The sequence below is a fragment of the Lutibacter sp. genome (assembly GCF_030692605.1).
Lineage (GTDB): Bacteria > Bacteroidota > Bacteroidia > Flavobacteriales > Flavobacteriaceae > Lutibacter.
The window spans coordinates 13,954-37,356 of record NZ_JAUYUD010000010.1 but is presented as its reverse complement, the minus strand read 5'-3'; the positions used below and the strand labels follow the sequence as shown (position 1 = coordinate 37,356).

The 23,403-nt window shown below is 31.0% G+C and carries 16 protein-coding genes, 1 other RNA gene and 1 riboswitch; of the genes, 16 read left to right on the top strand and 1 reads right to left on the bottom strand.

What is annotated here, in order from left to right:
• Positions 1 to 32 precede the first annotated feature (32 nt).
• Positions 33 to 243, top strand: a riboswitch (cobalamin riboswitch).
• Between the two features lie 84 nt (positions 244 to 327).
• Positions 328 to 2,235, top strand: a complete 1,908-nt coding sequence (locus tag Q8S45_RS01025; protein ID WP_305600406.1) for a TonB-dependent siderophore receptor — start codon at positions 328 to 330, stop codon at positions 2,233 to 2,235.
• A gap of 39 nt (positions 2,236 to 2,274) precedes the next feature.
• Here Q8S45_RS01025 and Q8S45_RS01020 read toward each other — a convergent pair whose 3' ends face one another.
• On the bottom strand, positions 2,275 to 2,796 hold the full coding sequence (locus Q8S45_RS01020) for a hypothetical protein (protein ID WP_305600404.1): 522 nt from the start codon (positions 2,794 to 2,796) through the stop codon (positions 2,275 to 2,277).
• Between the two features lie 188 nt (positions 2,797 to 2,984).
• Between Q8S45_RS01020 and Q8S45_RS01015 the strand changes: the two genes are divergently transcribed.
• The 15 genes from Q8S45_RS01015 to Q8S45_RS00945 all read left to right on the top strand — a co-directional run bounded on the left by Q8S45_RS01015 (position 2,985) and on the right by Q8S45_RS00945 (position 23,373).
• Positions 2,985 to 4,325 (top strand): OmpP1/FadL family transporter, encoded by a 1,341-nt coding sequence (locus tag Q8S45_RS01015; protein ID WP_305600402.1) that lies wholly within the window; start codon positions 2,985 to 2,987, stop codon positions 4,323 to 4,325.
• A 108-nt stretch (positions 4,326 to 4,433) separates the two neighbouring features.
• Positions 4,434 to 5,654, top strand: a complete 1,221-nt coding sequence (locus Q8S45_RS01010; RefSeq protein ID WP_305600400.1) for a hypothetical protein — start codon at positions 4,434 to 4,436, stop codon at positions 5,652 to 5,654.
• 74 nt (positions 5,655 to 5,728) lie between these two features.
• Positions 5,729 to 8,056 carry an ATP-dependent helicase gene (locus Q8S45_RS01005; protein WP_305600398.1) on the top strand — a complete coding sequence of 776 codons (2,328 nt, stop codon included), beginning with the start codon at positions 5,729 to 5,731 and terminating at the stop codon, positions 8,054 to 8,056.
• Positions 8,057 to 8,120: 64 nt separating this feature from the next.
• Positions 8,121 to 8,759, top strand: a complete 639-nt coding sequence (locus Q8S45_RS01000; protein WP_305600396.1) for a DUF4290 domain-containing protein — start codon at positions 8,121 to 8,123, stop codon at positions 8,757 to 8,759.
• A gap of 15 nt (positions 8,760 to 8,774) precedes the next feature.
• Positions 8,775 to 10,088, top strand: a complete 1,314-nt coding sequence (gene murA, locus Q8S45_RS00995; RefSeq protein WP_305600394.1) for a UDP-N-acetylglucosamine 1-carboxyvinyltransferase — start codon at positions 8,775 to 8,777, stop codon at positions 10,086 to 10,088.
• Positions 10,089 to 10,285: 197 nt separating this feature from the next.
• Positions 10,286 to 10,813, top strand: a complete 528-nt coding sequence (locus Q8S45_RS00990) for a nucleotide exchange factor GrpE (protein ID WP_305600392.1) — start codon at positions 10,286 to 10,288, stop codon at positions 10,811 to 10,813.
• Positions 10,814 to 10,823: 10 nt separating this feature from the next.
• Positions 10,824 to 11,948: a molecular chaperone DnaJ gene (dnaJ, locus tag Q8S45_RS00985; RefSeq protein ID WP_305600390.1), complete on the top strand. Its 1,125-nt coding sequence runs from the start codon at positions 10,824 to 10,826 to the stop codon at positions 11,946 to 11,948.
• A 142-nt stretch (positions 11,949 to 12,090) separates the two neighbouring features.
• An RNA gene (rnpB, locus tag Q8S45_RS00980) (RNase P RNA component class A) lies at positions 12,091 to 12,393 on the top strand.
• A gap of 14 nt (positions 12,394 to 12,407) precedes the next feature.
• Positions 12,408 to 12,674, top strand: coding sequence for an acyltransferase (locus Q8S45_RS00975; protein WP_305600388.1), 267 nt, complete (start codon positions 12,408 to 12,410; stop codon positions 12,672 to 12,674).
• Positions 12,675 to 12,734: 60 nt separating this feature from the next.
• On the top strand, positions 12,735 to 13,481 hold the full coding sequence (locus Q8S45_RS00970; RefSeq protein ID WP_305600386.1) for a hypothetical protein: 747 nt from the start codon (positions 12,735 to 12,737) through the stop codon (positions 13,479 to 13,481).
• Positions 13,482 to 13,783: 302 nt separating this feature from the next.
• On the top strand, positions 13,784 to 16,048 hold the full coding sequence (locus tag Q8S45_RS00965; protein WP_305600384.1) for an aconitate hydratase: 2,265 nt from the start codon (positions 13,784 to 13,786) through the stop codon (positions 16,046 to 16,048).
• Between the two features lie 193 nt (positions 16,049 to 16,241).
• The gene (locus Q8S45_RS00960; RefSeq protein WP_305600383.1) at positions 16,242 to 17,648 is read left to right on the top strand and encodes a glycogen synthase; all 1,407 of its coding nucleotides are present in this window, start codon (positions 16,242 to 16,244) and stop codon (positions 17,646 to 17,648) included.
• A gap of 6 nt (positions 17,649 to 17,654) precedes the next feature.
• Positions 17,655 to 18,917, top strand: coding sequence for a glucose-1-phosphate adenylyltransferase (locus Q8S45_RS00955; RefSeq protein WP_305600381.1), 1,263 nt, complete (start codon positions 17,655 to 17,657; stop codon positions 18,915 to 18,917).
• A 1-nt stretch (position 18,918) separates the two neighbouring features.
• Complete coding sequence (glgB, locus tag Q8S45_RS00950) at positions 18,919 to 20,826, top strand: 1,4-alpha-glucan branching protein GlgB (protein WP_305600379.1); 1,908 nt, start codon at positions 18,919 to 18,921, stop codon at positions 20,824 to 20,826.
• 132 nt (positions 20,827 to 20,958) lie between these two features.
• A complete protein-coding gene (locus Q8S45_RS00945; protein WP_305600377.1) occupies positions 20,959 to 23,373 on the top strand; it encodes a glycoside hydrolase family 31 protein in 2,415 nt (804 codons plus the stop codon).
• The last annotated feature ends 30 nt before the right edge of the window (positions 23,374 to 23,403 follow it).

Genomic DNA, 23,403 nt, shown 5'->3' with positions numbered 1-23,403 from the left:
AAATAAATGATACTAATTAGTCTGAATTAATTAATTTTGCGCCAGATTATGGTTCTCGCGTATACTTCAGTATGCAAGAGTGAAAAGGGAAGTTGGTTAAATTCCAACGCTGTTCCCGCAACTGTATGCTTTGTCGATTTATTTCGATGGTTGTTATTACACTTTAAACCACTGTTCAATGTGAATGGGAAGGTAAATAACAATACGCAAGCCAGGAGACCTGCCACAATCAAAATAGTTCAAACTTTCGGGCGAAAGGTTTGAGTATGGTTTTCTATACTTGAAAAATTTACCTGATTTAATTTATTAATTTAAATCAATTCAAAAATGAAAAAAAGATCATTTTATGTTAGTGTTATTTGTATGTTTTTAATAGTAAGTACTTTAAAAGCTCAAGAAAAAACTGAAAAAGTAGAAGAATTAAAAGAAGTTGTACTAGTAGCAACAAAATTTGCCATTGAAAAGGAAAAAATAGGTAAAGTTATTTACCAAATTAAAGCAGAGGATTTAGTTAATTTACAAGGTAAAACCGTTGCTGATGTGTTGGATAACTTAGCCGGAATTCAAATTAATGGAAATAATAGCTCAGCTGGGAAAAACAAAAGTGCCTTTGTAAGAGGAGGTAGAGGTTACCAAACATTGGTTCTTATTGATGGCGTTCCACTAAGCGACCCTTCAGGCATTAACAATGAATTTGATTTGCGTTTACTCACCATTTCTCAAATTGAATCAATTGAAATTATGAATGGTGCAGCAAGCACTTTATATGGTTCTGGGGCCGCTACAGGGGTAATAAATATTAAACTAAAAGAGTCAGAAAAAAAATCAATTTCATTACATTATCAGGTTTCTGCAGGAACTAATAATTCTCAAAAAGAGAATTCTATAAATTTATTGGATTTCAATCAAAATATAGCGTTGAATGGAAGTTTAAAAAAGTTTAACTATTTGGTATCTGTAAATGCTTCAAATATTAATGGACTTTCAGAAGCAAGTGATGAAAAAAGCGCTATAAAATTTGAAAACGATAAGTTTCAACCAATTAATAGCTATGTAAGAATGGGCTATAATTTTTCAAACAATTGGAGTGTAACCTTATTCAATAATTATGATAAAGATGTGTATGATTATGATGGAGGTGCTTTTACAGATTCAGATATAAACAAAGGTAAAAACACTCAAAATAGATTTGGACTAACTTCAAACTTTAAATACAACAAGGGAAACTTAAAACTAGTAGCATCTTTTAATAAAAATGAAAGAACATTTGATAGTTTTAATGCTTGGACAAATGGGGTAGATCATTTTGAATATGAAGGAGAAAGTTTGTATGCGGATGTAGTAAATGATTATAAATTCTCTGAAAAATTTCAATTAATTACAGGTGTAAATTTTCAAGATCAAAACAATAAAACTAGTAGTCCGTATGGCAATATTGATGAAAGTGTAGCAAATTATAATACGATTGATCCTTATTTTACGGTGGTTTACAATTCCACTTCAGGATTTAATATAAATTCGGGTGTTCGGTTAAATTTGCATAGTGAGTATGGAAATCATTTAGTTTACAATGTAAATCCGTCTTATAATTTTTCAAATAATTTACGTTTAATAACTTCTTATAGTACTGCTTTTATTGCGCCTAGTACGTATCAATTATTTTCTCAATACGGAAATTTAGATTTAAAACCTGAAGAAGATAGTGCCTTTGAAGCTGGTTTTATTTATTCAATTAAAAAAGAAATTGAATTAAATACCGTGTTCTTTTATAGAGAAATAAGCAATGCCATTATTTTACCCGATTATATAACGTATCAAAATGCTAACAAAACAATAAATGCTAAAGGAATTGAGAGTGAATTAAAAATTGATGTAATAAAAGATGTAAATTTTAAACTTGGATATACTTACACCAACAAAAGTGCTGATTTTGATTATATTCCTAAAAACAAATTTACAGCTATGGTTGAAACAACAGTTTTAAAAAACACGTACTTGTCTTTGAATTTTAAGAATATTTCGCAAAGAACTTACTTTGATCAATGGGGAACAGGTTCAAATATTGAATTAGCGGCCTATAATTTGGTTGATTTTTATGGAAGTTATTCCATTATAAAAAATAAAATATTGGTTTTTGCACAAATAAATAATATATTTAATAACGGTTATGTAGAAACCATAGGTTATACTACAAAAGGGAGAAATTTTAAAATTGGTTTAGATTTTAAGTTTTAATGCAATATAAAGTGATTCCTGATTTTAACAGGAATCACTTTAAAATATAGAAGCTACCTCACTTTTAATAAAAGTTAATGAATGCTGTACTGGAGAAATTGAATTTAAACTATTTCTTAAAATTTCTTCACGTAAATCTTGAGCGGTAATAATCTTTTCGTTTTCAGCAGTTTTTTTGATACTATGTATGGTTGCATTTTTTGATGCTACTATTACACTCCAACATTGATCGGTCATATATATCTGTTGTGACAAGTTGTGCTCAAATTCTTGTTCAATAGTGTTTATAATACTTACTACATACGCTTGTTTATCGTTATTTACAGAAGTTATTCTCACTAAAAGGTTAGAAAGATTCATTCGTTCTAAAAATAATGCCATTCGCTCATAAGCTTGAAGTCTTATAGGTAGTGCATCTTTTTGATTTTCTTTTAATAATAAAAATCGATGCCTATTCTGTTCACTTTTAACATGTGTTAGAAAAAAATAATAAGCTACGGTTCCCGTAATAACTGATGGGATCGTATATGAAATGATATCAAAAAATAATTGTAAATTCATGATTTTAAATTAAAATCCAAAGTTAATTACTTGAAATTAAAAAAACACTATGAACGATGATATTTATCAGTTATTTAATGTTTTAAACCTGTTATTTTTGCTATGTAATAAATATAACATATTGATAATCAATATGTAACAATTGTTACAAAGTAATAAAAACATTAATTTAAATTGAACTAATAATTATGAGAAATTTATTAAAATTTGTAGCAGTACTTTTTACAACTGCAACTTTTGCCCAAGCAGGGCATATTATGCAAGGCGTTGGAGCTGTTAACATGTCTATGGGGGGAGCTTCTACGGCACAACCATTAAATATTAGCGGTGCAATTCAATGGAATCCTGCAGCGTTATCGGTATTCGACAGCAAAATAATTGACTTTAACATTGGAGCTTTCTTTTCTTCACCAGAATTGAGCTCAAGTTTACCTGCAAATATGTTAGGACCAGGAGCGCCTGCGGTATCTGGAGTTACTAAAGATGATAGAGGAGTTTCACCTATGCCTGCATTGGCAATGGTTTGGGGTAAAGAAGGAAGCAAACACACTTTTGGAGCATCTGCTTTTGGTATTAGTGGTTTTGGAGTTACTTTTCCAGAAGAAGCAAATAATCCAATGAGTCCAAGTTTTAACCCTACAATAAACTCAAACCCAATTAATTACCCACAACAAGCAATGGGATTTGGTCTTTTAGAATCAGATTATATGTTATTGCAAGTAGGATTAACTTGGGCTTATGAAGTTTCTGAATCTTTTTCTATTGGGGTACAACCTACCATTAATTATGGTGCATTAGAATTAGCTCCAAATCCAACAGCTAGTCCAAATGCAGCTGGTTATGGAATAAGTGACAAGGCATCTGCGATAGGGTATGGTGCACAATTTGGAGTATTTTATCATTCAAAAGGTGGAATAAAATTAGGTGCTTCTTATAAAACTGCTCAAAAATTCAGTGATCTAGAATTCACTAATACTCATTTAAATAATGCTACAACTGAGAATGCTTTTAATATGGATTATCCAGCTATTATTTCTGTAGGTTTTGGTTATTCAAATGAAATTATTGATTTTGCTGCAGATTTTAGACAAGTAGATTACGAAAATACTGCTGGTTTTGAAGAAAAAGGATGGAATCCAACAGGTTCAGTAAAAGGTTTTGGATGGAAAAATGTTCAAATACTATCATTAGGTTTACAATATAAAGGATTTTCTAAACTTCCTTTAAGAATAGGTTATACATACAGTAGCAATCCAATTGATGAAGAATTAGCCTTTTTCTCAACTCCCGCTACAGCAGTCATTAAAAATGCATTCCAATTTGGATTTAGTCATCCATTAACCGAAAACTTTACATTAAATGGTGTTTATCACCATGGCGCAAGTGATGGAAAAACAGAAGGTAAAATTATGGATCCTAGAATGGCTTCTGCATCTAATCCTTATGGTGCAATTCCAGGAACTAAAGTTGGTTATGAAATGACAACAGATATGATTATGTTAGGAGTAACTTATACCTTTACTAAATAATTTTTTAAAGTATCAAATATGAACGGCTTCAATAGAAGCCGTTTTTTTTATAAAAATTACACCTATCTATTTTATTTTCTTGTTAATTTGTAACCTTAAAAATCAAGAATGTTACAAAATTTTATTTCAAAACAATTATTCATTATTGCAATTCTATTATTTTTATTATCTGGAATTACAGGTTTGTTAATACGCTTTAATTTTGCATTTCCTTTTCAAATTGGTCGGTACAATCATTTAGTTCAAGGCCATTCTCATGTTGCCTTTTTGGGTTGGGGATATTTGGCAACTATTGGGGCCATTATTCATTTTTTTGTTCCAAGTAATAAATTAAATAATACCTATAAAATAACCTTAATCATAATACTTATAGTTGTTACTTTGATGCTTATTAGTTTTCCAACAAGTGGTTATAAAACATTTTCTATAATTTTATTGGCAGTTTTCGGAATAACATCTTATGTATTGTCTTTCAGAATATTAAAAGACATGACTATAATTGGGACTTCAAGTAAATTAATTCAATATGGAATTTATTATTACTTGCTTTCAAGTTTGGCAACGTGGTTTTTAGTATACGTAATTATTTCTCAAGGAAAAACAGATTTATATTACAATACCATATATTTTTATTTACATTTTTTATATAATGGTTTTTTTGTTTTTGCACTATTCGGATTGTTATTTAAAATTTTTGAAAGTCAAAATATTAACATTTCTGAAAAATACAAAAAGCTGTTTTTTATTTATTTAAATAGTGCTTGTATACCTGCCTATTTTTTATCTGTTTTATGGAGTAATGTATCTTCATTTTTCTATGTTATCGGATTTATTTCATCCATTCTTCAGCTAATCTCCTTGTTGTTTTTATTAAAAATAATAAGCAATGTTCACTCCAAATTAAATTGGAATTTTATTTCAAAATTATTACTGATTTTTGTGATAGTCGCTTACAGTTTAAAAATAGGAAGTCAAATTTTATCCTCTTTTCCGTATTTCATTGAAAAAAGTATATTATTAAAGACATTTTTCATTATTGGTTATTTGCATTTATTTACGTTAGCTTTTATGAGTGTTTTTTTATTTTTAATTTTAGCTCAATTAAAAAAAATATCATTTTCAACAGTGCTTTCAAGGGTTGGAATAGTTTTATTTTTGATTGGGGTACTTTTTACAGAAGTTATATTATTTTTACAAGGATTTTTATACTTATGTGGTTTTCAGCCAATTGAAAAATATAACTTCTTTTTGTTTATTTTTAGTTTTGTAATTGTTTTAGGAATTCTTGGTGTTTTTAGCACTCTATTCTTGCATACTAAAAAAGCATGAGAAATTACCATTGTCAATAACTTTTATTGTTCAACTAAAAAGGGAATAGTATTTTTGAACTCTAAATATTTCTTTTGAATAATTACCTTAACAATCTTAACGAATCTCAAAAAGCTGCTGTTTTACATAAAAATGGGCCCATGATAATTATTGCGGGTGCAGGATCTGGAAAAACAAGGGTATTAATGTATCGGATTGCTCATTTAATGAGTGAAAAGGTTGATGCTTTTAATATTTTAGCATTGACTTTTACCAATAAAGCGGCACGGGAAATGAAAAATAGGATTGCTAGCGTTGTTGGAATATCAGAAGCTAAAAATTTATGGATGGGAACGTTTCACTCCATTTTTGCTCGTATTTTACGGTCTGAAGGAGAGCATCTCGGTTTTCCGCAAAACTTTACAATTTACGATACCCAAGATGCAGTTAAACTAATTACTTCCATTATTAAAGAAATGCAATTAGATAAGGAGTTGTATAAACCGAAACAAGTTTTAGGTCGCATTTCTGCTTTTAAAAATAGTTTAATTACAGTTAGAGCCTATTATGCTAATCCTGAGTTAATTGAAGCCGATAAAATGGCACAACGACCAAAAATTGGTGAAATATATCAAGAATACGTAAATCGCTGTTTTAGATCTGGAGCAATGGATTTTGATGATTTATTACTAAGAACCAATGAATTACTAACTCGTTTTCCAGCTGTTTTGGCAAAATACCAGAATCGTTTTAGATATATTTTGGTTGACGAGTATCAAGATACCAATCATTCTCAATATTTAATTGTAAAAGCGTTGGCTGATCGGTTTCAAAATATCTGTGTGGTAGGAGATGATTCTCAAAGTATTTATGCGTTTAGAGGAGCCAACATTAAAAATATTTTGAATTTTCAGCGCGATTATGATAATGTTCAGATATTTAAGTTAGAACAAAATTACCGCTCTACAAATAATATTGTACAAGCGGCAAATAGTGTGATTGCTAAAAATAAAACCAAATTGGATAAAGAAATTTGGACTGAAAATAGTGATGGCTCAAAAGTAAAAATAAAGCAAACTGTAAATGAAGTAACGGAAGGCAGGTTTGTTGCAAGTTCAATTTTTGAAAATAAAATGAATGATCAACTTAAAAATTCTGATTTTGCAATTTTATACCGAACCAACGCACAATCACGAGCCTTAGAAGATGCTTTAAGAGAAAAGGATATCGATTATATTATTTATGGGGGAATTTCTTTTTATCAGCGTAAAGAGATTAAAGATATTGTCGCATATTTAAGAATACTCATAAACCCAAATGATGAAGAGGCCTTAAAACGGATAATCAATTATCCTGCAAGAGGAATTGGGGCTTCAACTATTGACAAATTGGTGGTGGTAGCAAATCAGCATAAAAAATCAATTTTTGAAATATTACTAGATTTAAATCAGTTTGATGTCGGTGTAAATTCTGGGATTAAAACCAAATTGATGAATTTTGTTACCATGATTCAACATTTTCAAATTGAAGCTCAAACTAAAAATGCTTTTGAAGTTGCAGAATTTGTTATTAAACAAGTTCGTTTTATTGCAGATTTAGAACAAGACGGGACTCCTGAAGGAGTCAGTAGAGTTGAAAATATTCAAGAAATACTAAATAAAGCTAAGAATTTTACAGAGGAGCAAAAAGAAAAAGGTGAACCAGATTCACTCGCCGTTTTTTTAGAAACAGCGGCACTAGAAACAAGCTCGGATGTAATTACAAAAGATGACAAGCCAAGAGTTTCTTTAATGACCATTCATTTGGCGAAAGGACTAGAATTTCCATATGTTTATATTGTTGGTTTAGAGGAAAACCTTTTTCCTTCGGCAATGGCAATGAGCACTAGAAATGAACTGGAAGAAGAACGTCGTTTATTTTATGTGGCTTTAACTAGAGCAGAAAAGCAAGCATACTTAACACACGCCCAAATGAGGTACCGTTGGGGTAAATTAGTTGATTGCGAACCAAGCCGTTTTTTGGATGAAATAGATGAACAATTTGTCGAAAATTTAACGGTAAGATTTGTGGCTCCAGTTCAAAATAAATTTTTAAATGAAGATATTTTTGGCACCGTTCCAAAAAATATGATTCGATTTAAAAAACCGTTAGATAGAACACCAATTAAATCCAAAATTGAGCCTAAAGTGAATTTTACGCCACCTAAAAATTTAAAAAAAGTTCTGCCCCAAAATGGGTTAAATTCGGATTTACCCGACCATAATATTTGTGTAGGGAATGTGGTAGAACATGCTAAATTTGGATATGGAACAGTTGTTAGTTTGGAAGGTAGTGGACCTAACCAAAAAGCGGAAATACTGTTTACCTCTGTAGGTAATAAAAAACTATTATTACAGTTTGCCAAGCTTAAAATTATAAGCTAATATTAGAATTGTAAAACAAATTATTTAGTTGTAATTTGCACCAAATAACTTACACAATAAATTAATGAATTTCGATTTAGAATATAATTCAGAAAGACCTCATTTAATAATTCCAGAATATGGTAGACATATTCAAAAATTAGTAGATCATTGTTTGCTATTAGAAGATATTGAAGAGCGCAACAAAATGGCCAGAGCAATAGTACATGTAATGGGAAATTTACAACCTCATTTAAGAGATGTGCCTGATTTTAAGCATAAATTGTGGGATCAACTTTTTATTATGTCTGAATTTAAATTGGATGTTGATTCACCTTACGAAAAATTAGAAAAAGAAGTATTACAGGCAAAACCAGAAAAATTGGCATATCCAAATTACGATTCAAAATATCGTTTTTATGGAAATAATATTCAAACAATGATTAAAACTGCGCTAACATGGGAAGAAGGTGAAGCAAGAGAAGCATTGTATTTCGCCATTGCCAACCATATGAAAAAATGCTATTTAAATTGGAATAAAGATACGGTTGATGATGAAGTAATTTATGCGCATTTAAAAGAGCTTTCTAAAGGAGAGATAGACTTAATAGATAAAAATGAAACCCTTTCTGAAGTTAAAGATTTGTTGCGTAAAAAGAAAGCGCCGACTAGTGGTGGAGGAAATGCAGGTGGAAATAGAAATAAAAAGAAACATCAACAATAATATTTAACAGCAATTATGTCAATTTTTGTTATAGAAGGAGGCCATAAGTTAAATGGAAGCATTACACCACAAGGTGCTAAAAACGAAGCGTTACAAATTATATGTGCAGTTTTATTAACGCCAGAAAAGGTTACCATTAGCAACATTCCTGATATTGTAGATGTTAATAAATTAATATTTATTTTAAGTGAATTAGGTGTTAAAGTTAATAAAGTAAAAGAAGGTACATACACGTTTCAAGCAGACGAAGTAAATTTAAAATATTTAGAATCCGAAAAATTTAAAAAGGATGGAAGTTCATTAAGAGGTTCTATCATGATTGTTGGACCACTTTTAGGTCGTTTCGGAAAAGGATACATTCCAAGACCTGGAGGTGATAAAATTGGAAGAAGAAGATTAGATACCCATTTTGAAGGCTTTATTCAATTAGGTGCAACTTTTAGGTATAATAAAGAAGAACATTTTTATGGTGTTGAAGCCAAAAAATTGAAAGGAACTTATATGCTATTAGATGAAGCTTCAGTTACAGGAACTGCAAACATTGTGATGGCTGCAGTGCTGGCTGAAGGAATCACAACCATTTATAATGCAGCTTGCGAACCTTATTTACAACAGCTTTGTAAAATGCTAAATAGTATGGGAGCTAGTATTAAAGGCATAGGTTCTAATTTATTAACCATTGAAGGTGTTAAAAAGTTATCTGGTTGTGAGCATAGGGTTTTACCAGATATGATTGAAATTGGTAGCTGGATTGGAATGGCTGCAATGACTAAATCCTCCATTACTATAAAAGACGTGAGCTGGGATGATTTAGGAGTTATTCCACGTGTTTTTCAAAAAATGGGAATTAATTTAGAGCGTAAAGGAGATGATATTTTTATTCCAGCCCAAGAAAATTATGAAATTCAAAATTTTATGGACGGTTCTATTTTAACAATTTCAGACGCTCCATGGCCGGGATTTACTCCAGATTTATTAAGTATTATATTGGTGGTAGCTACACAAGCAAAGGGAAGTGTTTTAATTCATCAAAAAATGTTTGAAAGTCGTTTGTTCTTTGTCGATAAACTAATAGATATGGGTGCTAAGGTTATTTTATGCGATCCGCATAGAGCTACTGTAATTGGAATGAATCATGAATATAGTTTAAAAGGAACTACAATGACTTCACCTGACATTAGAGCTGGAATTTCATTGTTAATTGCCGCATTATCAGCTTCAGGTACAAGTACCATTCATAATATAGAACAAATAGATAGAGGGTACCAAAATATAGACGAACGACTAAGAGCCATTGGAGCTAAAATAACAAGGGTAGGAGCAATTTAGGTTTTAAAACAATATAAATAAGATGGGTAATTACGAACACTAATTATCCATCTTTTATTTTTTATTCAACAAAGATTAAATTTTCAATTGTTTAATTATTTAATATTTTAATATTTTCAAATGTCATATTGGCATAATTCAAAAAAATGGCAATACTTTTGCTACCTATTTTAATGAAAATTTATTAAGTGAAAAACATGAGCAATAAGAAAGAAAGAAAAAAAGAAAAAGAAATAATTGAAAATGAAGAGAATGCTGCAGAACCTATTGAAATTAGCATTGAAGACCAGTTAAGACAAGAATTAGCTCAAGAAAAGGAAAAGTTTTTACGTTTTTTTGCCGAATTTGAAAATTACAAGAAAAGAACATCTAGAGAAAGGATAGAATTATTTAGTACTGCCAATAAAGAATTAATGTCAGTGCTTTTGCCAGTTTTAGACGATTTTGAAAGAGGTTTAAATGAAATGAGAAAAACCAAAGAGGAAGAAGTGCTGCAAGGGATGGAATTGATTAGCAATAAATTAAAAAATGCGTTGCTACAAAAAGGATTGAATATTATGGATGTTGATACAGGAGATGTGTTTGATGTTGAAAAACATGAGGCTATTACTCAAATTGCAGCTCCTTCAGAAGATTTGAAAGGGAAAATAATAGACGTTTTAGAGCAAGGATATAAATTAGGAGATAAAATAATTAGGTACCCAAAAGTAGTGATAGGGCAATAAAGAAAACATCATGAAGAAAGATTATTACGAAATATTGGGAATTGCAAAAAATGCCACACCTGCCGAAATAAAAAAGGCGTATCGAAGTAAGGCTATCAAATACCACCCAGATAAAAACCCTGGCAATAAAGAAGCAGAAGAAAAGTTTAAAAAAGCGGCTGAAGCGTATGAAATATTAAGTGACGAAAATAAAAAAGCACGTTATGATCAATATGGTCACGCGGCTTTTGAAGGTGCTGGTGGTGGACACGGAAGTGGACACATGAACATGGATGATATTTTTAGTCAGTTTGGAGATATTTTCGGAGGTGGTGGAAGTTTTGGAGGTTTTGGTGGTTTTAGTGGTGGCTCTAGAGGAAGAGCTCGTGTAAAAGGAAGTAATTTAAGAATTCGTGTAAAGTTAACGCTTGCTGAAATTGCGAACGGAGTAGAGAAAAAAGTAAAAGTTAGAAGAAAAGTAGTTGCTGAAGGCACATCATTCAAAACTTGTTCAACTTGTAATGGAAATGGACAGGTAATGAGAGTTACCAATACTATTTTAGGCAGAATGCAAACGGCAAGTACATGTCCAACCTGCCATGGAGCGGGTGAATCTATAGATAAAAGAGGAAAAGGTTCTGATGCTAACGGTATGGACCATGCTGAAGAAACAGTTTCAATTAAAATACCTGCAGGAGTTTCTGAAGGAGTTCAGTTAAAAGTAAATGGAAAAGGAAATGCCGCACCTGGCACGCATGCGATTGATGGAGATTTAATAGTTGTTATTGAAGAAGAAATTCACGAAACACTTAAAAGAGAAGGAACTAATTTACATTTTGATTTGTATGCAAATTTAGCTGAAGTTGTTTTAGGTGCAACTAAAAATATTGATACTGTTTCTGGAAAAGTTAAAATTAAACTTGAACCGGGAACACAATCTGGAAAAATTTTAAGATTAAGAGGAAAAGGCTTACCAAGTTTAGATCAATATGGAAATGGAGATTTATTGGTACACGTAAATGTTTGGACACCACAAAGTTTGTCGAAAGAACAAAAAGAATTTTTTGAGAAAAATATAAATGATGAGAATTTCGTTCCAAATCCTTCTAAATTTGACAAATCTTTTTTTGAAAAGGTAAAGGACATGTTTCAGTAAAAAATATTTTTTTATTTAAATTAAAAAAGTATCTTTGAGAAGTTGTTAGATTAATTCTAACACACTTTTTCTTTTTCATAGCAATTTTCCCACTCATCTAATGAGTGGGTTTTTTATTTAATTATATGTACATTTGCAGCCGTAAGTAGGTCGTCTTATCGCTTCATTTTAATGAAGAGGAAAGTCCGGACACCAAAGAGTAGCATAGCGGATAACATCCGTCCAGCGTAAGTTGAGGACAAGTGCAACAGAAAGCAAGTACAGTTCGGCTGTAGTGAAACCAGGTAAACTCTATGCGGTGAAATGCCATGTATATTGAAATTTTAAAGTTACTCGCTTTATTTCAAGGGGTAGGCAGTTGGAACCTTAGAGTAATTTAAGGTCTAGATAAATGATAAGAATTTCTTTTGAAGTACAAAATCCGGCTTATAGACCTACTTATTTTTTAAATTGTTATGAATGAATTCTAATCAAATTAACAGAATTTTCGGATTGGATTTAATTAGAGCTGTTGCAATTCTATTGGTTGTAATGTCACATGCCACATTGTTACTGTTTCCTTATTCTGAACATGCGATTGTAATATTGATTAAAATTTTAGGAGTAATTGGTGTAGATTTATTTTTTGTTTTAAGTGGATTTTTAATAGGAGGAATTCTTTTAAAACAAATTGATCAAAACAAAACAAGATTATCAGATTTATTTCGATTTTGGAAACGAAGGTAGTTGAGAACGCTACCTAATTATTATCTTATTTTATTGTTGAATGTAATAATTTTATTGTTATTGGATAAAAATATACCAAAAGAGATCTTATTATATTTACCTTTTTTTCAAAATTTTTCAACCCCACATCCCGATTTTTTCACAGAAGATTGGAGTTTATCCATTGAAGAATATGCTTACTTAGTACTACCTTTTTCATTATTTATGAGTTTTAAGTTGTTAAAAAGAATAGACAAAAAAAGAATTTTTATTTGGGTTACATTCTTGTTAATTTTAGGTTTTACCGCATTAAAAGTTAAGTATTATTTACATGCAAATAGTGCTTCAGATAGCGATTGGAGTTCCTCTTTTAGAAAAGTAGTTATATTTAGAGTTGATTCCATTTATATTGGCTTTTTACTGGTTTATGCTATCCGAAAATGGACAAATTTTCTTCATAAACATAAAATTGTATTATTTATTTTTGGATTACTATTATTTTTTCTTGTTCACCTTTCAATCTTCAATTTTAAGCTAGTTCCAGAAATAAATCTAGGTTTTTATGTGTTTGTATATCTTCAAGTTGTAATTTTAAGTTTAGCACTATTGTTTCCTTATTTGTACGCATTAAATTATTCAGGGGTTTTATTAAAACCTGTAAAATTTATAAGTGTGCATTCCTATTCGATTTACTTAGTAAACTATTCCATTGTATTTCTTGGGTTACGGGAATTTTTTGATAGTATTAATTTTTCTTTTCTTCAAAAGTTTGGCCTAATTTTATTGTTTTTAAGTTGCACCATGTTTTTTTTCAATACTGCTTTATAAGTATTTTGAATTACCCATATTAAATTATAGAAATAGAAAATACTAGGAATAGGTGGATGGATCTACACATTTTAAGGTACTATTTAATTGATTTTTGTGATAAACATTATTTAACTAAAATAAAAAATTTATCATTTTATCAAAAAAACAAGAGTTTTTCTTCAAAATATTACATTATTGAAAAAAAAAGATATCTCAAAAATGCTATTAAAAAAATAAGGTGCATATTAAAGGTATTTAATCAATGAAAAAAACCTTTTTTGTACCTTCGTCAAATAAAATTAATTTAAAAATATAGAAATATGGCTTTTGATATAGAAATGATTAAAAGTGTGTATAATAGAATGGCAGAAAGAGTTGATGCTGCAAAAACTGTTGTAGGAAAACCACTAACTTTAGCTGAAAAAATATTATACAATCATTTATGGGAAGGTACTCCTACAGCTGCTTTTGGTAGAGGTAAAGATTATGTAGATTTCGCACCAGATAGAATTGCTTGTCAAGATGCAACAGCTCAAATGGCATTATTACAATTTATGCAAGCAGGTAAAAATAAAGTTGCAGTTCCAACAACTGTGCATTGCGATCATTTAATTCAAGCTAAAATTGGTGCAGATGTAGATTTGCAAAATGCTCTTAATGGTAGTAGTGAAGTATTTAATTTTTTAGCCTCAGTTTCCAATAAATATGGAATTGGATTTTGGAAACCAGGTGCCGGAATTATTCATCAAGTTGTATTGGAAAATTACGCATTCCCCGGTGGTATGATGATTGGTACAGATTCGCACACCGTAAATGCTGGCGGATTAGGTATGATTGCTATTGGTGTTGGAGGTGCAGATGCGGTTGATGTGATGGCAGGTATGGCTTGGGAGCTAAAATTTCCTAAATTAATAGGTGTTAAATTAACAGGTAAATTATCTGGTTGGACTTCTTCAAAAGATGTTATTTTAAAAGTTGCTGGTATTTTAACCGTAAAAGGAGGAACAGGTTGTATTGTAGAATATTTTGGTGAAGGCGCAAAAGCTTTATCAGCAACTGGAAAAGGAACAATTTGTAATATGGGTGCCGAAATTGGAGCAACTACTTCAACTTTTGGATATGACACATCAATAGAACGCTATTTACGCGCTACGGATAGAAATGAAGTTGCAGATGAAGCAAATAAAATAGCTTCCTATTTAACAGGTGATGATGAAGTATATGCAAATCCAACTCAATATTTCGACCAAGTAATTGAAATTAATTTGTCAGATTTAAAACCACATATTAATGGTCCATTTACACCAGATTTAGCAACACAAGTGGGTGAAATGACAGAGAAAGCAACAAAAAATGATTGGCCTTTAAAGGTGGATTGGGGATTGATAGGTTCTTGTACAAATTCATCGTATGAAGATTTATCTAGAGCAGCTTCTGTTGCAAAACAAGCTTTAGATAAAAATTTAATAGTAAAAGCAGAATTTGGTATCAATCCAGGTTCTGAACAAGTGCGATATACTGCAGATAGAGATGGCTTGTTACATATTTTTGAAAGTTTAAATGCGAAAATTTTTACCAATGCTTGCGGACCATGTATTGGTCAGTGGGCAAGAGAAGGGGCCGATAAACAAGAAAAAAATTCGATTATACATTCGTTTAATAGAAATTTTTCAAAAAGAGCTGATGGAAACCCAAACACTCATGCATTTGTGGCTTCTCCAGAAATGGTTGCAGCCATTGCAATTAGTGGAAGGTTAGATTTTAATCCAATAACGGATAAATTAATCAATCAAAATGGAGAAGAAGTCTCTTTCGATGAGCCAACTGGTTTTGAATTACCGCCAAAGGGTTTTGATGTTAAAGATCCAGGGTTTGTTGCACCATTTGCAGATGGTTCAAAAGTAGAAGTTATTGTAAATTCAAATTCTGATAGATTACAACTCTTGGATCCATTCAAGCCAATTTCCAATGAAATTAAGGGAGCCAAGATATTAATAAAAGCCTTTGGGAAGTGCACAACAGACCATATTTCTATGGCAGGGCCTTGGTTAAAATATAGAGGACATTTAGACAATATTTCTAACAATTGCTTAATTGGCGCTGTAAATGCATTTACCACTGAAACAAATTCTGTTAAAAATCAATTGACTGGAGTTTATGGACCTGTGCCAGATGTTGCAAGGTATTATAAAGCGGCTGGAATTTATTCGATTGTTTTTGGAGACCATAATTATGGCGAAGGTTCATCTAGAGAACATGCCGCCATGGAACCGCGTCATTTAGGTGTTGCTGCTGTAATTGTGAAGTCATTTGCTAGAATTCACGAAACTAATTTAAAAAAACAAGGTATGTTAGGATTAACTTTTGCGAATGAAGCTGATTATGATTTAATTAAAGAAGATGATACGATAAATTTCTTAGATTTAAATGAATTTGCCCCTAATAAAAAATTAACTATTGAACTTGTTCATTCAAATGGTTCTAAAGAAATAATTAAATTGAACCATAGCTATAATGAAGGTCAAATAGAATGGTTTAAAGAAGGGTCTGCATTAAATTTAATTAAAAAGCAGAACGGTTTTTAATATTTAGATTTTTTTTTGTAAATATTTTAAAGAGAGGTAATTTTACCTCTCTTTTTTATTCTTTTAAATTTTAATTAAGTTCAATTTTTTGATTGTGAGTTACTTATTATATTGGAAAATATATTAATATTTAAATTGAAATTATAAATTTTATCATTTTTTTTTTGTAATTTTTGACTTTTAAATAATCACCATGAAAATATATCATGTTAGTGCAGAGTGCTACCCAATTGCTAAAGTTGGCGGGCTTGCAGATGTGGTTGGTTCATTACCAAAATATCAAAAAAGTTCAACTATTGTCTCACAGGTTGTTATGCCATTTTATAACAACGACTTTCGGAGAAATAATAAATTTTCAGTACTTCATGAATCGAAAATCACAATAGGCGATTCAGATTTTGAATGTAGGATATTAACCCTTAAAAACAACAATCTAGGGTTTGATTTATTTTTGGTAGATGTGCCAAAGCTATTATTTAAAGATTTTGTATATTCTAACAACGATACCATTCGTTTTTTGGCTTTTCAAATAGGATTTTTAGATTGGATGCTAACACAGAATGAAAAACCTTCCATAATACATTGTCATGACCATCATACAGGTCTTATTCCTTTTATGATGACCCAGTCATACAAATACCAATCACTTAAAAACATTCCTACAGTTTTAACAATTCATAATGCTCAATACCAAGGATGGTTTTCACATGATATTATTAATGTGATTCCAGAATTTAATTTTGCTAAAGTAGGATTATTAGATTGGGGTGGAGTTATCAATCCTTTGGCTGCTGCAATTAAATGTGCTTGGCGGGTAACAACGGTATCTCCAAGTTATATGGAAGAATTAAAAATAAAAGCAAATGGTTTGGAAAATTTATTAAACCATGAAAGCAAAAAATGTGTTGGAATTTTAAATGGAATAGATACTGAGGTATGGAATCCTGAAAATGATTCTTATATTGTTAAAAATTATAAATCCAGCACAATTCAATCTGGTAAAAAAACAAATAAAAAGTGGCTTTGCAAACATTTTAATTTAGATGAAAAAAAACCAATGGTTGCCTTTATTGGAAGGTTGGTTGGAGAAAAAGGGTCTGATTTGTTCCCAGTTTCTTTTAGAAATATACTAAAGGAAAAATCTTGCACCATTTTATTGTTAGGCTCAGGGCATAAGGAAATTGAAGATGAATTAAAGGCATTAAAACCCAATTTTATAAGAGAATACAATGTATTTATTGGGTATGATGAAAAATTATCCCATATTATTTATGCTGGTGCAGATTTTTTATTAATGCCTTCAAGAGTTGAACCTTGTGGATTAAATCAAATGTATTCATTACGTTATGGAACCGTTCCAATTGTTCGAAATGTGGGTGGATTGAAAGATACCATTACCGATATTGACCAAATTGGTGGATTTGGAATTTGCCATGAAAGAACTACGGTACAGCAGATAGTTGATGCCGTTGGTAGGAGTATTAAATTATTTAATGATGACCCGAAATTTAAAAAAATAAGAAAAAAAATAATGAGTATAGATCACTCTTGGAGTGCTTCAGCAAATGAATACATTAAATTATACAAATCTCTTAAATAGATAATTATGATAGGTAATAAAGTTTTAGCAATTATATTGGGTGGTGGACAAGGTTCAAGATTACATCCACTAACACAAACCAGATCTAAACCTGCGGTACCAATTGCTGGGAAGTATAGATTAGTTGATATTCCTATATCAAATTGTATTAATTCAGATATCAAAAGAATGTTTGTTTTAACACAATTTAACTCAGCATCTTTAAACAGACACATTAAAAATACATATCATTTTAGTTTTTTTAGCTCTGCATTTGTTGATGTTTTAGCAGCTGAACAAACTCCTGAAAATAGTACCTGGTTTCAAGGTACTGCAGATGCGGTGAGACAAAGTATGCACCATTTTTTAAATCATGATTTTGATTATGCTTTAATATTATCTGGAGATCAATTGTATCAGATGGATTTTGAAGAAATGGTTGAAAAACATATTAAAAAGAAAGCTGCTATTTCTATCGCAACCATACCAGTAAATGCAAAAGATGCTACATCATTTGGTATATTAAAAACAAATAGCAAAAATGATATTACTTCTTTTATTGAAAAACCAGCTGCTGCATTATTGCCTGATTGGTCTTCAGAAGTAAGTGATGAAATGAAAGCAGAAGGGCGTATTTATCTTGCTTCTATGGGTATTTATATTTTTAATAGAGATCTGCTTATTGAGTTAATGAGTAATCCTAATACCAATGATTTCGGTAAAGAAATAATTCCTCAAGCTATTGATAAACATAAAGTTATAAGTCATCAGTACGAAGGTTACTGGACAGATATAGGTAATATAGATTCTTTCTTTGAAGCTAATTTAGGGTTAACAGATGATTTTCCACAATTTGATTTATACAATGTTTCCAAACGTATTTATACACATGCCAGAATGTTGCCTACAACCAAAATTTCAGGAACCATTTTAGAAAAAACTGTAATTGCAGATGGTTGTATTATAAATGCAGGTAAAATAGAACACTCAGTTATTGGAATTCGATCTCGAATTGATAAGGAATCTACCGTTATTAATACATATATGATGGGAAGTGATTTTTATCAGCCTTTAAAAGAAATAGTAGATTCAAGTGTAGTTTCAATGGGAATTGGAGCTCGTTGTTTTATTAAAAATGCAATTTTAGATAAAAATTGTTGCATTGGTGATGATGTTAGAATTAATGGAGGAAAACATTTAGAAGATACAGAAAGTGATACTTATGTTATAAGAGATGGCATTGTTGTAGTTAAAAAAGGCGCAATAATTCCAAACGGATTTACAATTTAATATGGCTAACGTTCAAGTATATAGTTTATTTACAGATTTTGACATAAATTTATTTAAGGCAGGGAAACATTTTAGACTATATGAGAAATTTGGTTCTCATATAGTTACAGTTAATAACATTTCTGGAACTTATTTTGCAGTTTGGGCTCCAACAGCTAAACAAGTATCAGTAATAGGAGACTTTAATTATTGGTCAGATGGTGAACATCAATTAAATGTTCGTTGGGATTCTTCCGGAATATGGGAAGGATTTATCCCATTTGTTAAAAAGGGGACTTCTTATAAATATAAAATTCATTCAGAAAAAGACAATTATATTTCTGAAAAGGCAGATCCATATGCACGCAGATGTGAACATCCACCTAAAACTGCATCAATTGTTTGGGAAGATTCTTATAAGTGGAAAGACTCTAATTGGTTAAAAACAAGAAAGAAACATAATGCGTTAGACGCACCATATTCAGTTTATGAAGTTCATTTAGGCTCATGGAAAAAACATTTGGAAGAAAATCGTTTTCTATCTTATGTTGAATTAGCCAATGATTTGGTAAACTATGTAAAAGAAATGAATTTTACACATGTAGAATTGATGCCAATTATGGAATTTCCTTATGATCCTTCTTGGGGATATCAAATTACAGGATATTTTGCCCCAACTTCCCGATTTGGGTACCCCGATGAATTTAAGTATTTAGTAGATAAATTGCATCAAAATGACATTGGAATTATTTTAGATTGGGTTCCATCTCATTTTCCAGAAGATGCACACGGATTAGGTTTTTTTGACGGTTCTAATTTATACGAACATCCCGATAAAAGAAAAGGATATCATCCAGATTGGAAAAGTTTAATTTTTAATTATGGAAGAAATGAAGTCCGTTCCTTTTTAATCAGTAATGCACTATTTTGGTTAGACCAATACCATGCCGATGGTTTGCGGGTTGATGCCGTTGCCTCCATGTTATTTTTAGATTATTCTCGCGAGGATGGTGAATGGGAACCAAATATATATGGAGGAAAAGAAAATTTAGATGCGGTTTCATTTTTCAAAGAATTGAATGAAGAAGTATATAAATCATTTCCTGATGTGCAAACAATTGCTGAAGAATCTACTGCATTTCCAATGGTTTCAAAACCAACTACAATGGGTGGTTTAGGGTTTGGAATGAAATGGATGATGGGTTGGATGCATGATACTTTAGAATATTTTTCTAAAGATTCAATTTACAGAAAATACCATCAAAATGAAATAACATTTAGTTTAGCCTACGCCTTTACTGAAAATTTCATGTTACCACTTTCTCATGATGAAGTTGTTTATGGTAAAAAATCAATTTTAGGACGTATGCCTGGTGACGAGTGGCAACGATTTGCTAACCTTAGATTAATGTATGGTTATATGTTTACACATCCAGGCACAAAATTATTATTTATGGGAAGTGAGTTTGGACAATATGAAGAATGGGATTTTGAAACAAGTTTAGATTGGAATTTACTCAATTTCTATCCACATATAAACACTCAAAATTATTTTAAAGCATTAAATTTGTTTTATAGATCTGAACCAGCATTGTATGAAAAAGGTTTTAGCAATGAAGGTTTCGAATGGATTAGTTATGATGATACTGAAAATTCTGTAATTTCCTATATTAGAAAAGGAAACCAAATAGAAAATGATGTATTGGTTATTTGCAATTTTACCCCTTCTTCTATAACAGCTTATAATGTAGGAATTCCAATAAATGGAACTCTTATTGAAGTTTTTAACAGTGATTCTGAAATATACGGAGGAGGTGGGTTTATAAATAAAAATGAATTAAAAATAAAAGAGATACCATACCATTCTAAACTCTTTTCAGCTGAAGTTAAACTTGCGTCATTAGCAATTACTATTTTTAAATTTAAATAAAACTTATAAAAAAAGGATAATTTAAGTGTAAAAATGTATTTAAATTAAAAAAACATAGATTTTTTTGCTAAAAAAATACCTATTAAAAACAAGAAATTTAGTACGTTTGCACCTTGTTTTAAATACAAGTAAATGATTTTAAATACTGAATTAGAGCTTAAAGGAAATTTATTTCCAACTAAAATAATATCATACAAAAAAGATGTAGATACACTTTATTTTACAAGCGAAAATGGAGTTGTATTGCAAATTACAGTGCAACGGGATAGTATTTTTCGTTTTAGATTTACAACAACTTCTATTTTTGAAAACGATTTCTCTTATGCCATTACAAAGTATGCGAGTAGAGGATTTAATCAGTTAGACATTACTGAAAATGAGAAATATTACTGTATTCAAACTTCAAAAATAATATGTAAAGTCTCAAAATTGGATATGCGTATCTCTTTATTTGATGCTGTTGATAATTATTTAATTTGTGAAGATGAGTTGGGTTTTCATTGGGAAGAGAGTCATGAAAATGGTGGTGACATTGTTAAAATGTCAAAAATGTCTCAAATTGGTGAAAGCTATTATGGTTTGGGCGATAAACCTGTTCAAAATAATTTAAAAGGAAAAAGATTTGAAAATTGGGTAACAGATTCTTATGCCTATGGTAGAGATACAGACCCTATTTATAAAGCCATTCCTTTTTATGTAGGGCTTCACGATAAAAAAGCGTACGGAATTTTCTTTGATAATACCTTTAGATCTTTTTTTGATTTTTGTCATGAGCGAAGAAACGTCACTAGTTTTTGGGCTCAGGGAGGAGAAATGAATTATTATTTTATGTACGGGCCAAATATGGTAGATGTTGTTGCCAATTATACAGATCTGACTGGAAGGCCACATCAATTGCCCCCTCTGTGGGCTTTGGGTTATCATCAATGTAAGTGGAGTTATTATCCAGAAAGTAAGGTAAAAGAAATTACCAATACGTTTAGAGAGTTAAAAATACCTTGTGATGCCATTTATTTGGATATAGATTATATGGAGGGATTTAGGTGCTTTACTTGGAATAAGAAGTATTTCCCAGATCCTAAAAGAATGGTTAAAGAACTTTTAGATAATGGTTTTAAAACTATAGCTATAATTGACCCCGGCATAAAAATTGACAAAGATTATAGCGTTTTTAAAGAAGCTCTCGACAAAGATTATTTTTGTAAAAGAGCAGACGGTCCTTATATGAAAGGTAAAGTTTGGCCAGGAGAATGTTATTTTCCAGATTTTACAAATCCTAAAGTAAGAGAATGGTGGGCAGGTTTATTTAAAGAATTAATTGAAGATATTGGTGTAAAGGGTGTTTGGAATGACATGAACGAGCCAGCCGTTATGGACGTTCCTGGTAAAACATTTCCAGATGACGTAAGGCATGATTATGATGGGAACCATTGTAGCCATAGAAAAGCACATAATATATATGGAATGCAAATGGCGAGAGCTACCTATCACGGATTAAAAAAGTTTTCGTATCCAAAAAGACCTTTTGTAATTACAAGAGCCGCATACGCTGGAACTCAACGATATACATCCACTTGGACAGGTGATAATGTAGCTACTTGGGAACATTTATCTATTGCAAATGCACAGGCACAACGAATGTGCATGTCCGGATTTTCATTTGTGGGTTCAGATATTGGCGGATTTGCAGAACAGCCCAACGGGGAACTTTATGCACGCTGGATTCAATTGGGAATTTTTCACCCGTTTTGCAGAACGCATTCATCCGGCGACCATGGTGACCAGGAACCTTGGGCTTTTGGCGATAACATTACTGATATTGTAAGAAAATTCATTGAAATCAGGTACCAATTGTTGCCTTATTTATATACGGCATTTTGGCGTTATGCAACAGAAGGGATTCCTATTTTGAAATCTTTGGTTTTATATGACCAAGCCGACGCACATACGCATTATAGGAACGATGAATTTATTTTTGGGGAAAAAATATTGGCCTGTCCAATTACCGAGCCAAATGCCAAAGGAAGAAGAATGTATGTGCCTGAAGGAAATTGGTATAATTTCTGGGACAATTCCTTGATAAAAGGAGGAAATGAAGTTTGGGTTGATGCCGATTTGGACAGTATGCCAATTTTTGTGAAAGAAGGCGCCATAATCCCAAAATATCCCATTCAGCAATATGTAGGGGAAAAACAAATAGGGGAACTTCATTTAGATGTCTTTTTTAAATTCGGACAAGAAAAATCCCAGGTTTATGAGGATGCAGAAGATGGATTCGATTACAAAAAGGGAAGATTTAGCTTGAGAAACTTTAATTTATTGGGCAAAGAAGATTCCTTGACCATTCAACAATTTAGATCAGGAAAATTTATTACTTCGTATGAAACTTTTGAAATTAATTTAATTGGATTGCCCTTTGAAATCAGAAAAGTAGAAGTTGATAATGTTAAAATTGATTTGAGTTCCAGTCTTAAAGGAAATGTTTTGGTAATTTCAAAGGAATTTACTGAGCTTCATATTATTGGTAAAAAAACAATTCTTATTTAACTGTTTTACTCTATTACCTCAAGAAAAAAG